The organism is Desulfobacterales bacterium, assembly GCA_029211065.1.
Taxonomy (GTDB): Bacteria; Desulfobacterota; Desulfobacteria; order Desulfobacterales; family JARGFK01; genus JARGFK01.
Genome location: JARGFK010000051.1, coordinates 14,961 through 32,200 on the forward strand (window position 1 = coordinate 14,961; position 17,240 = coordinate 32,200).

A 17,240-nucleotide genomic window follows, 5' to 3' on the forward strand; every position below is an offset into this window, starting at 1 on the left:
AAGATTCTGTTACGGAAACGCCAAACAAACCCTTTAGCGATCTAATCGAGCTGCCCCCAAGTGACCCGCAATACCTCCTGGTAAGTGGTTTTTCCTTCCAGGAGCGTTCTTACGGCATTTCTTCTTAATGTCACCATACCTTCTTTCTGGGCCTGCGCCCGTATGTCTTCCATGGGTGTGGCCGGCGACGTCATCTGCTTAATCGTTTCCGAATACGGCAGCACTTCAAAAATACCGCTTCTGCCCAGATAGCCGGTTCCCCGACAACGCAAACAGCCCTTGCCCCGGTAAAGTTTAACCTGACCGTTTTGACCCATATCCAGTCCCATGGATTTTAATTCGGCTGAATCCATATAGAACGGCTCTTTGCAGTAGCTGCATATCTTGCGGACCAGGCGCTGAGCTAAAATACCGACGAGCGTTGCCTGGATTAAAAAAGAAGGGATGCCGAGGTCTAAAAGCCTGGTAAGCGCCGAGGGTGCATCGTTGGTATGAAGGGTCGACAAGACCAGGTGGCCTGTCAGGGCCGCCTGCACGGCGTTTTGGGCGGTTTCCAGGTCCCGCATCTCCCCGACCATGATAATGTCCGGATCCTGCCTTAAGATATTCCGTAAAATCGTCGCAAAGGTAATGCCGAGGACGGGTTGGACGGCAATCTGATTGAAATCTTCATGCACCATTTCAATAGGATCTTCCACCGTCGCAATATTAATTTCAGGTGTTGATAAGCTCCTGAGGGTGGAATAAAGGGTGGTTGACTTGCCGCTCCCGGTCGGACCGCAGACCAGCACGATGCCGTGGGGCATGTTGATAAACTTGTTGAACCGGATCAGATCGGCGCCGCTGAAGCCGAGCATCTCCAGATCCTGAAAAAGAATTTCAGGATCCATCACCCGCATGACGATTTTTTCGCCGAAAGCGACCGGCACGGTGGAGACGCGTATTTCAACCTCCGCTCCCCCCTTGTCGGTTTTGATCCTGCCATCCTGGGGCCTTCTCTTTTCAGCCATGTTGAGGCGGGAAAGATTTTTGATACGACTGACCACTGCGAGATGAACATTTTTAGGGAGTTTGTAAACCGTATGCAGAATTCCGTCAATTCGCATTCTGATCCAGCTTGCCTCCCGCTTGGGTTCGATATGAATGTCACTGGCACGCTGATCAAATGCATATGAAAACAGATGATTGACCGCCCGGACAATATGCTGGTCATTGGACGGTAGGTCTTCGGCGGATTTCAATCTGACATATTGTTCCAGATTGCCCAGATCCACCGTAGGGCCGGCAAACTGGTTTTCCGCAGCAGCAATGGAGCGCTTAAAGCCGAAAAATTCATCAATCAACCGGACAATATCTGATTTGGGGCTCAGAACCGCCCGGACTTTCAGTTGAATGGCCCGGGCAATATCTTCAAAGACATCATGGTTATAGGGGTTGGCGGTTGCCACTGTCAAAAAACCGTCTTTGATGGCGATTGGAAGAACCAGGTGTCTTAAAGCAAAGGATCGGGGGATGGTTGTGGTTACCAGGTTCAAATCCAGCTTTAAGGGGTCGATTTTTTTAAACGGTATTTTCCATTCACCTGCCAGGATCTCATAAATAAGATCCTCATCCACTAAACCCGACTCCTTGTCCTTTCTTTTCAGGTTCAGGGCGGCAACAAGATCAACGCCGGTAACAGGGGTTGCAATGCGACCGGATGAAAATCCGCCCTTGGACTTTTTGGCGGTGAGTTTCTCCAGCTCCTTTTTAAAGCCTTCTTTTTTGGCGAGGATCGCACCGGCCTGCTCGACCGTTATCAGATCGTTATCCAGAAGCACGCGGCAGACATTTTCTGCAGTGAATTGGTTCCCAGGATCGGTATTCATATGCTCAACTGTTTTGCTGGAATCTCAAACGTATTCATATTCTTCTAAAAATAAAAGAAAATCGGATTGAAAGCAACCGGAGATTAAGATCGAAGATATGCTCATTGCCGAATCCTGTTCCATTCAGAAGCGAAGCGGCAAACGGCTTTTTCGGGGAATTCCGCAATGCTTCCGTTGCAATGGGGAACGCAGCAGATAGAACGGCTTTGGGCCTGGCAGGCGGTTGTATCCCTCATGAGAGTCTGGCGTATTTGGCATTTGCACCGGTGCCTTGCATCAATCGTCAAGAAAGGGCCTCATAAAGTATCGGCCGGATTACAGTGTGGGAGCGGTGATGAGACTGGTCATCTCATTGATGCTGAAATAGAAATGTCTTCTGTAGTGGGGGCTGTTCGCCGAATCGTATGTACCATTTATATGATATACATAGGCTGTAACGTCTCCGCCGCCGGGAGTCCCCGGACTTACACCATAAATTACCGCCCGCACACCCGGAGAAAGGGTAAATACCGGCAGCCGGGAGACCCCACCCGTGTCCTTAACACCAACCTGAAGATTAGACCCGACCAACGACGTAGCGGCAAAATTCACATCATCCAGGCCTATAAAACTGTTGCCTGCCAAGGTCATGAGGTTTTTGCCGTCAGCCAGGGCCGTGGGGCCGTGGCGTCAAACGCCCGTTTTCTGAGATCAAGGGCAAACGTCATGGACATCTGGACTAGGATGCCCAGTATGATCATGACCATCATGAGTTCAATCAGGGTAAAGCCGTCTGTATTTTTTATTCTGCTAAACATGGTTTCCTCCACATAGAGAAGATATCGCCGCCCGGGTTAGTTCACGACCTTCTGCCAATTGCCGTTGGTATGGACATAAGCGATATTCCGGAGTTCGGGATATTCCACATTGCTGAATCCGATTTGCCCGTTCTTGTCTTTCCACATCAGATACTGGTTGCTGATCCCTGCGGCCAGCAGCTTTTCATCCGACTTTTTTTCAGCTTCCGGGGGCGCCGTTGAAGCTCTCTTGCGCTTTTCCGCCAGGGGTTCTTCCGTAATGACATCCCAGCCGCCTGTTGACGCCACCTCCAGGTGTTCTCTCTCAGGATACTGCGTATCGCCGATACCGAGGGAACCGTCTTTATTCTTCCAGACCAGGTACTGTCTGCTGATATCCGCAGCAATGCTATTGATATCCACTTGCGCCGAGGAACTCACCGCTGCGACGCTTTCGGCCGCAACCGTTTCCGAAACCGCCGGTCTTTCAAGTGCGCTCCAACCGCCTTGGGAAGCGACCAAGAGGCGCTCTTTATCAGGGTACTGCGTATCGCCGAACCCGATGACGCCGCCACCGCTTTTCCATACCAGGTAGTTCCGGCTGAAGCCGGCTGCAATCTCTTCAATACTTTTTTGTTTTTCAACAACCGCCGCCTGTGTTTGCGCTATCTCCGTCACCCCTTCAGGCTGACGCCGTTTGACATTGTACCAGCGGTTCTTGACGGCAACATACATATCCGTTCGATCGGGAAATTCCACGTTGCTGACGCCGATGGCGCCATTCAGGTCTTTCCAGACCATATAGCGCTCGAGGTTATATCCGATTTGAGCATCTTGGGCAGACACGGCCTCTTCGCCCACCAGGGTGACGATCCGCGACAGTTCGGTTTGCACGTTCACTTTCTCCTCGGTAATTTTCGGACGGTCGCCACGCCTTAGCTCAGGACTGACGGCCGCTGTGACCACATCGACCTCTTTCAGGGTCATTTCGCGCTCTGCTACAACCTCAAGAATCATGTCCGCTGAGATAGCCTCCTGGAGCAGTTCCGGGCCCTCACCCGCAGCTTCCTCCGGCGCTTTTCGAGGAGTCACTTTTCTGGTGGCAACCATTACGCCGCTGCTTTCAACCTCTGGTCTCATCGTCCTGTCAATGGACGCAACCATCGTCTGGTTATTGAAGTTAGTCGCCTTGCTCAAATCGAAATTGTCTCTGCCCGGTTCGTAGCTCCAGTCTATCTGCTCGATAAACGCTTTGCTTGGCATATACTTTGGATACAAGGCTCCCAGATTGGGTGGATACACTTTGTTGTCGGCATGATACCTTCGAATGGCATCGGCCATTTCGTACAAACCGGATCGGGGGCTCTTTTGGGCCATGTCAACCAAGCGGCGGTAGGTGTCCTCGCGATGCGCCTGATTTGCATCTTTTTTATTGAAGTGGCGAAACCCCATGAACGCCGCCCACAGGACAACTACCGCCACCACGGCAATGATGTATTTTTTTTCCATATCGGTCCCTGTTCGGTCTGTCGATCGGCAATAAAATCTCTAAATAAGACTTATCACCAAACCTTTTAGGGCCATTCTACCTTATCATAACAAGTAGACTTTTAGCTTTTTTTTGACAATTTGTCAAGAAAAAACCATGTTTTCGGATACTTAAAAGCCACCCCGGCAACTTCTCAAGCGGCAGGATATACCGTTTACTTTGCGATTGCTTTGTTATAGGCGTCCGCCTGGGTCTGAAACGCCTGGCGTTGCTTTTCATAGTCGACCAGCCGCTGGTTAAACAGATTCACCTTGTTCTGATAGGCCCGGATACTTTCAACTGTTTTAAGGGTCTTTTCTTCCTTCTCAAGGGTGTCTTTTTCAATCGCCAGTGCATCATAAATTTTATCTAAATCCGTTTTGGCCTTGATGAGCGACTCAAACTGCTGTTGGGACTTTGCGCCTTCTGCAACAGCTTCAGGGCCTTGAGCACCTGCTTCTTGGTTTGGACGGTCGCCTTCAACACGCTCCGCCGGCGGCCGCGTATCTATAGCTCGGTCCGTTTCCGTCTTCACCTCCGGTGGGGTTGTTTCATCCAGTCTGTTTATGATCTCAACTTTGGGACGCTGATTTTCCGGAATCTCGATGTAGTTGTCGGTAAAGTGAATCACGCCCCTCTCATCGGTATAGCGATAGACCTCTGCTGCAACCAGTGCAGGAAGCAGCAAAAGAACCACGCCGATTAACATATACCGCAATCGCATGGGTATTCCTCCATTGTTTATTTTCAACCGTATTATGTGTTTGTCCGGATAACGATGCCCTGTATCCTAAATCCTAAGTAAATGTGAATACAAATACGATTACATTTCAATTCGCCGAATACATCACCGTATTTATGTACACCTGTACTAAGGCTCTGATCTTTATTTCTTTCCTGATATTTTCCCAAGCTCCTTGTCAATGATCTCCTGAAAACCGGCAAGGGTCCGGTTTTTCAAAATCCGTCCGTTAATATAGACAGCCGGCGTTCCCCGAACCCCGGCCAGGTTGCCGTCCTGAAAATCCTGCCGGATCTTTGCCTGGATCCCGGGGTTCTTGAGGTCATTATTAAAGGCTTCCATGTTTAGCCCCAGTGAAACGGCTACTTCCTGTATTTTCTCATCACTAAGCCGGTTGTAATTGTCAAACAGCCGGTCATGAAACGGCCAGAATTTCCCCTGCCGATCGGCCGCAAGGGCCCCTGCCGCAGCTTTCTCGGCAAACTTATGGTTCTGCAGTGGGAAGTTCTTAAAAACTATTTTCACCTTAACCGGATTCTTCTCGAGCACCTGCTCGAGCAGCGGCACCAGCCGCTGGCAGTACACTCACTCAAAATCGCTGAAAACGGCGATCACAATCGGCGCATTCTCCGGCCCTTTAGAGGGCGAACCGGTTACATTGATCGACTGGATAAAATCCAGCACCATAATCTGAACCGTCTTATCCTTTCTGCTGGTTAGCAGCAGCAAGTCTTCCCGCGGCCCCACCCGGATGCCGTCCACCTGACTGCCGACAGTGAGCTGCCCCTCCAGCCGGCCGTCAGGGGTATAGACTTGAACGCTGCCTGTTTGGGTCAAAACAAATAGCCACTTGCCGTTCAGCGAAACCGCCGCGTCAATTGGTGCTTCCTGAAGTTTCAGGGTACGCTGGACATCCCCTTCCACCTCGGCACTGCTGTTTAGACTCACCATCGCGACAAGCAGCAGCGCCAGCACACAGATGGTCACTCTTTTTTTCAAACCATACCCTCTCTTTCCTTTAAGGTATCGCTCCGGGATTGTCCGGGGCAGCGGCCCTGGTATTGTTTTTTGCAAATTCGGCTACGTCCCCCCTCACCTAACCTCTCCCCACAAGGGGGAGAGGAATGATAGGTTGTCGGACAGCCTCTTGGGAGGGATTTTATAGGGTTATTTTAATTCACCCCAGGCCGCCTTGCCGGTCTTGGCATTTTGGATCGGCAGGTTGGGCTGGGGGATTTCCACAATTGTTCCGGTACTGGTCTGGACAAACGCCTTGGCGCCTTCCTGTTTGCCCACGTGCAGATTCGGCGTGGTGGCCAGCCCGCGCCCCAGGGCTACCCGATCTATCACGCCTTCCGTTACGGTATCAATGCCGGTACTGAAGTCGCTGATGAATATGGGGATATAGAACGGCGTGCCGGTCTGGAAATACACGCCGTAAAGATACCCCAGGCCTTCCGGCAAACAGGGATCGGCATGCGGCTGGTAGCTGGTATAGGTTACCAGCCCGCCCAGCAAGGTGGCCTGGCCCAGATTCCGTTCTTTCGTCAGGGTAAGGTCCTTATACCAGCCGTCTCTGCCATAGGAATCCGGAGTGGGCCGATTGCACCCGGTCCCGGTTCCAACGATATAGTCCACCATTGTATTAAAGGTCGTTAAGGTATTGGTAGTCCCCACAGGAGATTCAATCGTCTTACAGGCTGATGCATCACTGCAATCGAGCTGGGCAGTGATGGCAGATGCCCCCTCTTTAACCACGATCTTGGTGACATCCAGCAGACCCTGTTCCCCGGGAGTCGTGTTCCATCCATTTGTAGCGGTCTTTTCCACCGTCTGCCAGGTAAAGGACGACTGACAGTTGCCGGTGGTGCCGCTGAAATAAAGCGGCTCCTTGACGCCGTAATAGGTCTGGGTACTGGCGTCGCTTTTATCAGCCGTGTCCAGAAAACGGCCGGTGCCGAAATAGATCCAGTAATTCTTGCCGTCGGTCCCCACGCTGGCCGATGCCGTCACCGGTTGACCCGTATTTATCAGCGGCAGCGGGTTATTCAACGATGGGTGGTTGATATCGACAAACGGCGTCGTGCTCAGCAACGTCGCCCATTGACTGGGGAGGGTCTCATTCTCCTTGCCGGTAACGCTGTTGATCTGCCGGGTCACCAGCCGCTGCATGCCGCCGCCATAGGGCGCCGCCGAGCCCGACACCGTCCCGAAATAGACCACGTCCGACTTGTAATCCGCCTCCAGCTCAAAGTCCACAGTGATGGGGTCCGAGACGAAACTGTTGCTGGTATACCCCAGTACAAACTGGCCGCCTTCGTTACTGGCCACGGTCGGCAGGCCGCTCGGTATCCGGAAGGCCCGGGCGGTGGACGAGTACTGTCCCAGCCAGTCCAGCGGCAATACGGCCACACTGGCCGGTTGGGTGCTGGCGCCGCTGACATTGGTGGGCCCGCTGCCCATGATGAGATACCACTTATTGGTCACGCTCAGGTCGGCCTGGGTGTGCTTCATCACCACCAGGGTGGGTATGGCCAGGGTGTAGCCCAGCTCAGCTTCCGACCCGGAAGTGGTCCGGGTCATCTCCGCCAGCAGCTTCGGCGGCTTTTCCGGATCGGTAATATCCATTACAAAGTAGGCTGAAGTAAACTCACGCGTGTCAGCCCCATAATCCGCCACCGCGTTGCCGTCCAGGTCCAGCAGTCCGGGCCGAACCTTGCCGCCGCCGAAACGCATGGCCCCCACCATGATCGTGCCCCATCCGCCGATATGGACTCCATCGCCGGTAGGGGTGGTATCGTCCCAAAGCTTCACGTCAAAAATGCGCGGACGCTGGTCCACATAGTACTTGTGCTGATAACCCGTCGATGTCATACATTTCAGGTGCGGCAGCAGGTTATAGGGGACATAGGCCCACATCTCGGCCCCCAGCTCCGGCGCGTTGGTATCGACGCTGCAGTTACTGGTGCGGCAGAATTTTTTCAGGGCCTCATCGTAAAAACCGCCGTTGACGGCATGCATCATGCCGTCGTTGCCGCCGAAATAAATCATGTGGCGCCTTTTTTTGTAGGCATTCACAAACTGGGCATAGGAGCTGTCACGGTACAGAAAATGATACCCTTCGGCCGGCGCCGCCACTGAAATCGGGGTGGAGTGGATCACATCCCCCAGCCGCCAGGTCACCTCTTCAGGCGTACCGTCATGATCAAAGTCATAGGGCATCTGGCGCAACCGCAGATTGTCGGGGGTATAATCCAGGCCCCGCACCCACCGGATGATCTTGTCGACTTCGGCATCGGTCTGGACACCGAAATCAAGCCGCACCGGACCGCGGCCCCCGGACACCGACGCCCCGGACAGGCCGGGTGTAAAATCAAGCAACTCGTTGCTGCCAACGACGCCGTCACCGTTCAGGTCATTCCAGGTAAAAATAAAACGCTTTTTCATATTCGATATATACCCGGCGGTGGCTCCCACCAGGGTGCGATTGTCTAAAATTTCGCCTGCGGCTGTTGTAGATTTTGTTGTCGGTTGGATTTCCGACAGCCACTGGGCCGCCGACCAGTGATACTTCACATCTTCCAGGTTTAAGGTTGTCCCGGTACAGGCTCCGCTTGCATTCAGATCCCCAACGCAAGCCTTGGTCTGATTGATGGATTGATCAAAGAAAAACACGATGCGCTGGTCGCCGCTGTCGAGGGCATGGTCGCCGTTGCTGTCTTCGTAAAGCTGGCCGAATGAGTCCACCAGCAGGGAATGGACCTCGCCGATCCATTGCACCTTGTCGCCGCTGGCCAAATCCACGCTGGGCCAGAAAATGGCCTGATAGGCGGCGCCTTCGCCGCTGCGGGAAGCCGAAATAACCGAAGCGGCCGAACCGGCCGCTGCGCCGGCCCGGATGGCGGCAAAGGCCGCTCTTAATTTGTTTTCCAGCTCGGTGGGGTTATTGGCCTGATAGATCTCCGTTCCGCCGTTGATAGCTGCCCGGGTTAACAGTTCTTTGGGGTTGCATTCATCGGCCGTGCCGGTGTCGCGCAGGGTGCCGGCCACCACGATATGGGTGGCAATGGTCTGTTTGTTTTGCGAATTCCCCTCGCCGTCGACCATCGTAGGGGTCGCGTAGCATCCCAGACTTTCTTTGGCAAAATAGGTCAGGTCGTCCAGGAGCGTGCTCCCTTTGAGCGAACCGCAGTCGGCGACATCGCTGGTATCCGGATCTTTCCCGATTCCGGTTCCCAGTGCGGTGACGCTGTCGTTTATATCCGCGGTGGAGGCGCCCTCGGTAATAACCAGAATGTTGTTTTTCTGGCAATGGTACTGGACCGGATCCACGGCAGAGCTGATCGTAAAATCAGACGCGTCCAGACGATAGGCACTGTTCTGGCCATAGTACCCCAGGGCGTTATACAGGGATTCGGCAATGGGGGTCCAGGAAGTGGCCTTGATGCCGTTGATGGCCGCCACCAGGCTGTCGGTATGTGCGGTGGCAGGGGCAATATCCTTGTTAATGTCGGCAATCACTTTACCGCCGTCCTTGTTGGACGCAAAGGAACACTCAAACAGCTGATTGGGGTCCAGCTGGGTGCACTCATAGGTGGTCCCTTTCTGGTTGAACACCATGGCGCCCATGCGGATATCGTTGCTGAATTCCTGGACCAGCCCAGTGGGCGTTGTGGTCTGCTCGATAAAACCTTTCATGACATAGAGCGCATCATTGAGCTGGGCCACCACGCCGGAATCCACCAGCACCGCCGGAATGTTCCAGAAGGTGCCCTCAATGTCCGTCGTCGTGCCGGGCACCTGGTCGCTGGGATCCACCACTTCGGGAATTTGAACTGACCCGCAGTAGTCCATCAAGGCCTGTTCGATACAGGCGTCTTGATCACTACCATAACCAGCACCGCTTGTATCCCATCCGCCGCCGCCGCCGCCGGACCTGGTTTTACACTGGCCGGCCTTTGAACCGGAAGTAAAGTAACTCGTACAAACCAGGGGAGCTCCCGGCTTCCAGCACCGGCCAACATACCCCGAGTCGGTTGCCGGGTCGCCGGTCCATATGCCGTAGCAGCCGTAGGCCTGGCTTTCCGTTGTAATGTTCCAGGGATTGATATCGGCATAAACATTTTCGCAGGCATTTTTCTGAGCAGTTACCGTACCGGCGTCCGGCGGCCAGACCCCCTGTTTGGCCTGGTACCAGCAGGCATGGATGGCATGGTTGAATGCCGCGTTTGCATTTGATATGGCGGTGCTCCCACCGGCGGAGCTGTAGCCCATACAGGTATCAATGTTTAATTTTAACTGCCCCTGGCTGCCGCCTTCATTCAGCAAATCCACGGCTGCTTCGCAAGCCGTATTGCTAAAACCGTTGTCGGTGATTTTAAATATCTCGATATGGGCCACATTGTATGGTTCCCACTTCGGCCGCGACGCATCGCCGAGATTGTCCGCATCCACGCCGCCGCTTGCGACGGCCGTGCCGCCTTGGGTGGCGATGTAGATTTGACCTTTGTCCAGGGTATTGGCCTTGGTGGGGTCGCTGACAATATCGCCGACCACATAAACGGCGCCAGCGGTCCAGCGGGTCTTGGTATAGAGCGCCCAGCGGGGCGCCGGCGGTGAGACAAGAGTGTTGTCGTCATCTGTACTGATGGCGCCGGAAGTTCCGGCGACCGTGGCAATATAGAGCTGGCCGACGTCATTGACCACTTTTCCCACCGCATAGGCGGTAGCAGGCGCCCAGTTATCAAATGTTTGCTCCTTGGGCGGTCGCACCCCCAAGGTCAGCTGGTCCGTGCTGCTGTCCGCATTGTTGGTTACCGCCACTTGTTTGACAAAGCGTTTGTTGCCGCAGCCCCTTGACTCCATGATCATGCGGCTGTTGGCGGCATCGTATTTGCCGCCGGTCAGAATCTCTTTCTGGATGTCGATTTTGGAAGCCGCGGCCCAGTTCAGAAAATTACCGTCTGCCACGAAAGCAGTAATACTGGTGGTACCGTTCATTTTTACCCAGACCACCCCGTTGCCGCTGTAGGATGCAGTAGGTGGATCCACGCTGGGGCCGTTGTAGAATATCGTGCCGACCGCACCGGTCCACATCGCGCTCCGATCGGTACCGTCGTAATAAGTCCGGAACTTCAGGGTGGTCAGGTCATAGACATACAGTTTTTTGGGCGTAAAATAGCCGGCATAGGTGTCGGCGGAATTAAAGGCGTCATCATAGCAGTTCGATCCATCCACCACATAGGCCAGGTCCAGCATACTGCCGGAGTTGTCGATCAGCAGCAGCAGGTTGGGGTCCACGCCGCCGGAGAGAAACGGCGGGGTGGCATTGTCGCTGGCGCAGATGGCATCAGAGCTGGTGGGAAAGGCCGCGTGGGCTTTGCCGGCAGATAATCCGCCGGCTGCCGCCAGAAGCGCGACCAGTGTCAGTATCATCATATGTTTGCAGGAGCGTTTCATGGATTGACCTCCTTTGCTTCCGCTGTTGCTCAAAATTTTTATTGAATTATTCAATTTTCTGTATTTCAACCTCAATCAGACTAAATATTTACTCAAAATTTCCCCGTTCTCCCCTTTTTCAAAATCCCCCCTCCGCCCCCCTTTTTCAAAGGGGGGGACGGGGGGATTTCAATCGGAGCCGGATTCTGAAAGGCTGTTCACAGTAACAAACTTAATTGCCTATCAATATAACCGAACCGTGTCATTTCAAAAAGCCGTCAATAATTACAGGCCCCTTCCATCCCAATGACATGCCGCCACTGAACCTGGATGACGGACTGGCTGCCGGCGATCCCCATGTGCTGGGAAGTCATGCTATACATGATATAAGCCCCGCCGGCGCCGGCGCCCTTGCCTTTGCCTTCGTAACCGCTGACCATCTGAATGGCGTTGCCGGTGGAAAATTTGGTGTTGCCGCCCACGGTCAGGTTGGTATGGGGCTGGCTGCCGCTGTAATTCTCGGGAAAGTAAAAATGGCGATTGGTGGTGCCCTGGGTGGGATCAACCGGCACGGTGGCGTCGGTATCGGTATTTGCCGATAAATTCAGGTCGGTCACCCGCACCGAACCCACATTGCGCTGATCCCCGCCCAGGGTATCGCTAAAACCGTTTGTACAACCCAGGTTCTGCTCCAGCAGTTCAGCTCCGATGTCAATGCCGCCGTCGGCCTGATAAAACGCCATTTTGTGCAGGCGGTCATTGGAGGCGATCTGCATTTCCAGCGAAGCCGTTGTGGTGATGGCAATGCCGATGAGGGTCAGCAGCATCAGGATGACGATGGCAATCACCATCAAAGAACCCTTTTCATTATTAATGCGGCAATAAAACAGGGCCTTCCGGCCCCCTGTTTTCACAGGGGCAGGCTGCGCGTTGCGGAAAGCCGGAATCCAGAAAAGTCGTTGAAAATACTGGATTCCCGCCTTCGCGGGCATGACGAAGCGCAACAAAAAGTTTGTCTGTTTAATTGCCGGTTTAATCTTTGCGCGTTGCATGTCGGCTCCCCTTATATATTCGACTTATAATAAATTAAAGACACATTCTTGGGATTTCCCTTGTCGCTGTAGGACACATCGACCGCAATGGTTTTGGTGTTGGGCATCATGTCGTTTTCCGTAACAGTCCACGATATGGTGTATCTGCCCTCGGTCCCCCCGGAATGGGGATTGCCGGCCGGGTCCAGGTCGATATGATCGTAAGGTCTTACCAGCAGAGACTCCACCCTGTCGGCCGCCCAGGCGGCCGCGCCGGTCAGGGCATTGGCGGTGGCGTTGCCATGGATGCCGGAAACCTGCATGGAGGCAACCGCCAGCATACCGATTGCAAAAATGGAAATGGCAACCAGAATCTCGATCATGGTAAAACCGTTCTCGTTTCCCAAGGAATTCTTTTTATGGCACAATCGTTTCATGGCAAACCTTCCTGAGTACTAAGACCCCAACCCCAGGTTGCGACAATTAACCTGCTCGGACAACACCCTGCGGTGATAGCCGTCGTTATAGGGCCCGAATGTTTTTGTTCCTGATTTATTGGAGTAAGTGAACGTGTTAACGAAGTCTGTGGTGGGGCGCCCGGCCCGGGCCACCAGCGTTACTTCAACCGAACGGATGTTGGATAGCACGGCGGTTTCGACATTATTTGCATCCAGAAACACGAACCAGAGTTCCTGAATGTTTTCCGCCACAGGCTGGTTTGTCGCCGGGTTTTTACGACCCAGCTTCTGGATCCCACCGGCTGTATAGAGTGAATAGGTCAAATCCTCGCCACTGTCCGTAACATCGCCGTCGCCGTTGTCGTCTTTGGTAAGCCGAAGGGATGTGTTCGTCCATTCCCCGGTTACAATACCGGCGCCGGCGTTGCCGGAAGGATTGAACCCGGCCATGCGCAGCTCTCGGGTCAACAGATACATGGCCGCCCTCAAATTCTGCTGCACCTGGGCGATTTCTTCCTGTAATATATAAGAGCGCTGCTGGGACTGGTAGGTCGAATAGATGCCCGACAAAACCAGACCGGACACCACCATGGCCACCAGGATTTCAACCAGTGTAAATCCGTTATCGTTCTTTTTCAGCGTCATCTTTTAACCTCATGTAAATTTATCATAGCAGTCGTAATAATTTCCGTTATTTAAGGTACATTCTCAAGGTACACGCTGCCCGCCGGCGACACCACCAACTTGGTGGATCGCCCATTGGTGTTGCTGATCTGGGCCTCTCGGGTGTTAAACGCCCCCCCGCTTCCGTCCACCGGAATTCCCGTGGACTGAAAAGCCATGCAGGGCCGTGCCCCCACAGTGGTATCAAATGTATTATAGGCGGGGTTGTACACCAGACTTTTATAACCGGCCCAGGCAACATCCGCCACCGTCTCTTCCCCGTCATCGGCGTAATTGGCATTCGTATCCACAAAAACCGTATACCCGCTGTTGTCACTTTTAAAACAGACCGCGACGTTGACGTTGCCCTTTACGGCAGCCAGCTTGGCCTTTTGAAAATTCGACAACATATCCTGGGAAGCCGATCGCAAACGAAAATTCGGCAGCCAACTGATGAAGTTGGGAACTGCAATGGCGGTAATCGTAGCAACCAGGGCAATGCCAATGAGAAGCTCGACAATTGTAAAACCGGTTTGTTTTCGCATATTCCTTCTCCTACCGTTATCACATACAATTTTTATGCCAGTCTAAAATCATTGGCTGCAAGGCAAGCGCATTCCGGCCGCTCCGCCGCTACTTTGATAACATCTATTTGAAAATACATCAAATATTTTTCAAGTCGGCGGCCGGCGATCCGGCAGCCCTGGCTAAATACCGCTATCTAACGGCCGGTATAACTATTAAATATTTTAAAGAGATATTAAAAATTTTTAGGGCTTGTCTATAGCAGTTGTCACGAAAACGTTCCGATTCGGCTGCGGGACAATTCCATTTCAAGAGGCGTATGCACAAAAAATTGTGCACGTGCACAGAAATCTGTGCACGTGCAGGCTTCCCACGGACAAACCGCCTTTATAATTTTTCAAACAAAACCTGCCTGACACCCGCCATTAACATTTTTATATCATGATAAAACAGATAGTTGTGAAATAAAGCCCGCCGGCCGGCCGCCGCCAATTTTTTTTATTGATAACATCACGGTTACGGCACGAATTTTGTTATGAAATATGGCAATGTTTCTTAAGGGTTTCCCTGTCGCTGCAATGTTAGGGATTTTCCTCTTGCTCCACAAACATGCATTTCAATTATAAGACAACTGAACAATCGTGTCGAAAAACAGAGCATTCCGGCATTTTCATAAAGAGGAGACATCATGAAAAAGACGATCGCACTTTGCTTGCTTCTTGTCCTGGGGGTATTTATCGGAAACGCCTTTGGGGTCGAGGTGACCTTATTGGGATCCAACCAGTACATGCGGACCAGCGGCGGCTCCGATCTTTATACGGACATATTTATCGGTGTACCCGGTGAAGGCCGCCTGGTTGTTAAAAATGGAAATCAAGACGGCGACAACCGCATCACCGATGCCGTCAGCAGCGCGGTCGTTAAGGTTAACGGCGTGGAGATATTCGGGCAAAATGATTTTAACCAGCAGGTTTATCTGTTGGAAGCTCCGGTCAATTTATCCGAAAGCAACACGATTTCCGTCGAGCTGTGGAGCAGGCCGGACAGCTATCTGACCGTCGAGGTCATCGAAGATATTGCTCCGCCTATCGTCTCGATCACGGCAAATCCGGGGACTGTCTCAATCGGCGCCGCCGCCGTCCTGACCTGGAGCGCCGCAAATGCCGATGCCTGTATAATCGAACCCGGCATCGGCGCGGTTGCCGCCAACGGCTCTGTGACAGTCTCCCCCGCTCAGACCACCACTTACACCCTCACTGCGACCAACCTGGGCAGCGCCGCCAGTGCCGGTGTTACGGTCTCAGTAATTTATCCGCCCGTCATTACGCTGATTGAACCGGACGGCAGCGACGATAATGCCGATGCGAGCTATACCATCACATGGATAGATGCCGATTCCGACAGTAATGCCGCTATTTCGCTTTACTATGATGCCGATAACAGCGGCGCGGACGGCACGCTGATTATAAACGGGCTGGCGGAAGATCCCGATCAACCTGAAGATGATGCCTATGTCTGGGATACTTCCGAAATCCCCCAAGGCGAATATTATATCTATGCCGTTATTGATGACGGCGTGCATACGCCGGCGGTCGCTTACAGCGACGGCACGGTCAATATTGTGCATAGCCTGCCGGCTGAAATCAAACTTACGCCCGCTGATCTGGCCGCCGGGGACGTTTTCGGGCAGTCGGCAGCCATCAGCGGCGACACTGCCATCATCGGCGCTCCGCATGACGATGACGGCGGCTATTATTCAGGCTCGGCATATATCTACAAACGCATTGGGGACGCATTTATCCAGCAGGCTAAACTGACGGCCGCCGACGCCTCCGCCTATGACTATTTCGGCTGGTCAGTTGCGATCCAGGGAGACACTGCCGTTGTTGGCGCCTACGGAGATGACGGCGGCGAAAGCTCCGGTTCGGTTTATATTTTTACGCGCACGGGGGAGACCTGGACCCAGCAGGCCAAGCTGACGGCCGGCGATGCGGAAGCGTATGACTATTTCGGATGGTCGGTTGCCATCAGCGGCGACACCGTTATTGCCGGCGCTTATGGAAACGATGACGCCGGCGAGAGCTCGGGCGCAGCCTATATCTTCACGCGCACGGGGGAGGCCTGGACCCAGCAGGCCAAGCTGACGGCCGCGGATGCAGCCGCCTATGACTATTTTGGCAAATCGGTATCCATTAACGGGGACTACGCCATTGTGGGTGCGCACGGCAGCGATGACCGCGGCGAAAGCTCCGGCGCGGCCTATGTGTTTATGTGGAACGGATCAGGCTGGATTCAAGACGCCAAGCTTACGGCTGGCGACGGTGAGGCGTATGACAATTTCGGGGTTTCCGTCGCTGTCAGCGGCAACCACGCCGTTGTGGGCGCTTCCGGTGATGATGACGGCGGCATTGATTCCGGCGCAGCCTATATTTTCAGCACCTCGTCTCCATGGACCCAGCAAATCAAACTGACCGGCGCCAACGCCGGCGCCTATGCCCATTTCGGTTATTCTGTTGCTATCGGCTCCATTAACCTGCCGGGCAATCTTTACGTCGCGGTGGGCGCGCCCGGGTACGCCTATCCCACCCTTGGATACCCTGCCGGCGCGGTTTACGGGTATAGCGGCTACGGCAGCAAATGGAATATGCAAAGAATCATCACCGCAAGCAATCCGGCTCCGGACAGCCGTTTCGGAAGCGCGGTATCCGTCAGCAGCGGCGCTGCCTTGGTCGGCGCGCCCCGCAGCAGCAGCACCGGACAGAATTCAGGCGCCGCCTATGTTGTTTCGCTTTGCACCGTCCATATAAGCGCAGCTCCTGAAATCATTTATACCGGTCAATCCGCCACGCTGGCCTGGAATTCAACCAATGCCGACAACCTCAGCATTGAACCGGGCATCGGCGCCGTGCCTTCCAGCGGTTCACGCGCGGTTTCGCCCTCGCAGACCACAACCTATACCATCTCAGCTTCCGGGCCGGGCGGCATCGCCACGGACAGCGTCGCCGTCACGGTTGTTGACCCATCTGTGCCGCCAATGGTGAATATATCCGCAAATACCACCAGCATTTACGAAGGCGGTTACCTGACTCTGATCTGGAATTCAGAAAACGCCGAATCCTGTTCGATTGCACCTGGGGGTGCTGTCAAGTTTTTTGTGTAAAATTTTTATCAGCCAGTTTTTTGAAGAATGGCAGATTCTTGCGCACTTTTC

The 17,240-nt window shown here is 53.6% G+C and carries 13 protein-coding genes; 1 reads left to right on the forward strand and 12 read right to left on the reverse strand.

Annotation, left to right across the window (positions count from 1 at the left end; genetic code table 11):
• Positions 1-41: 41 nt before the first annotated feature.
• The 12 genes from P1P89_12495 to P1P89_12550 all read right to left on the reverse strand — a co-directional run bounded on the left by P1P89_12495 (position 42) and on the right by P1P89_12550 (position 14,049).
• Positions 42-1,868, reverse strand: a complete 1,827-nt coding sequence (locus tag P1P89_12495) for a GspE/PulE family protein (protein ID MDF1592326.1) — start codon at positions 1,866-1,868, stop codon at positions 42-44.
• Positions 1,869-2,183: 315 nt separating this feature from the next.
• Entirely contained in the window at positions 2,184-2,498 is a 315-nt protein-coding gene (locus P1P89_12500) for a hypothetical protein (GenBank protein ID MDF1592327.1), read from the reverse strand.
• Positions 2,495-2,665 carry a prepilin-type N-terminal cleavage/methylation domain-containing protein gene (locus P1P89_12505; GenBank protein MDF1592328.1) on the reverse strand — a complete coding sequence of 57 codons (171 nt, stop codon included), beginning with the start codon at positions 2,663-2,665 and terminating at the stop codon, positions 2,495-2,497. The genes P1P89_12500 and P1P89_12505 overlap by 4 nt, the downstream gene beginning before the upstream one ends.
• A 36-nt stretch (positions 2,666-2,701) precedes the next feature.
• Positions 2,702-4,153: a hypothetical protein gene (locus tag P1P89_12510; protein ID MDF1592329.1), complete on the reverse strand. Its 1,452-nt coding sequence runs from the start codon at positions 4,151-4,153 to the stop codon at positions 2,702-2,704.
• A 194-nt stretch (positions 4,154-4,347) separates the two neighbouring features.
• A complete protein-coding gene (locus tag P1P89_12515) occupies positions 4,348-4,896 on the reverse strand; it encodes a DUF4124 domain-containing protein (protein MDF1592330.1) in 549 nt (182 codons plus the stop codon).
• A gap of 162 nt (positions 4,897-5,058) precedes the next feature.
• Positions 5,059-5,499: a thioredoxin domain-containing protein gene (locus P1P89_12520; protein ID MDF1592331.1), complete on the reverse strand. Its 441-nt coding sequence runs from the start codon at positions 5,497-5,499 to the stop codon at positions 5,059-5,061.
• Entirely contained in the window at positions 5,500-5,913 is a 414-nt protein-coding gene (locus tag P1P89_12525; protein MDF1592332.1) for a hypothetical protein, read from the reverse strand.
• A gap of 168 nt (positions 5,914-6,081) precedes the next feature.
• The gene (locus tag P1P89_12530) at positions 6,082-11,373 is read right to left on the reverse strand and encodes a PilC/PilY family type IV pilus protein (GenBank protein ID MDF1592333.1); all 5,292 of its coding nucleotides are present in this window, start codon (positions 11,371-11,373) and stop codon (positions 6,082-6,084) included.
• Between the two features lie 257 nt (positions 11,374-11,630).
• Positions 11,631-12,404, reverse strand: coding sequence for a pilus assembly PilX N-terminal domain-containing protein (locus P1P89_12535; protein MDF1592334.1), 774 nt, complete (start codon positions 12,402-12,404; stop codon positions 11,631-11,633).
• Between the two features lie 11 nt (positions 12,405-12,415).
• Positions 12,416-12,820, reverse strand: coding sequence for a prepilin-type N-terminal cleavage/methylation domain-containing protein (locus P1P89_12540; GenBank protein ID MDF1592335.1), 405 nt, complete (start codon positions 12,818-12,820; stop codon positions 12,416-12,418).
• Between the two features lie 18 nt (positions 12,821-12,838).
• Positions 12,839-13,486 (reverse strand): prepilin-type N-terminal cleavage/methylation domain-containing protein, encoded by a 648-nt coding sequence (locus P1P89_12545; protein ID MDF1592336.1) that lies wholly within the window; start codon positions 13,484-13,486, stop codon positions 12,839-12,841.
• Positions 13,487-13,536: 50 nt separating this feature from the next.
• Complete coding sequence (locus P1P89_12550; protein MDF1592337.1) at positions 13,537-14,049, reverse strand: GspH/FimT family pseudopilin; 513 nt, start codon at positions 14,047-14,049, stop codon at positions 13,537-13,539.
• A gap of 668 nt (positions 14,050-14,717) precedes the next feature.
• On the opposite strand from P1P89_12550, the gene P1P89_12555 reads away from it, so the two are divergent.
• Positions 14,718-17,189 (forward strand): hypothetical protein, encoded by a 2,472-nt coding sequence (locus tag P1P89_12555; GenBank protein ID MDF1592338.1) that lies wholly within the window; start codon positions 14,718-14,720, stop codon positions 17,187-17,189.
• Positions 17,190-17,240: the final 51 nt, after the last annotated feature.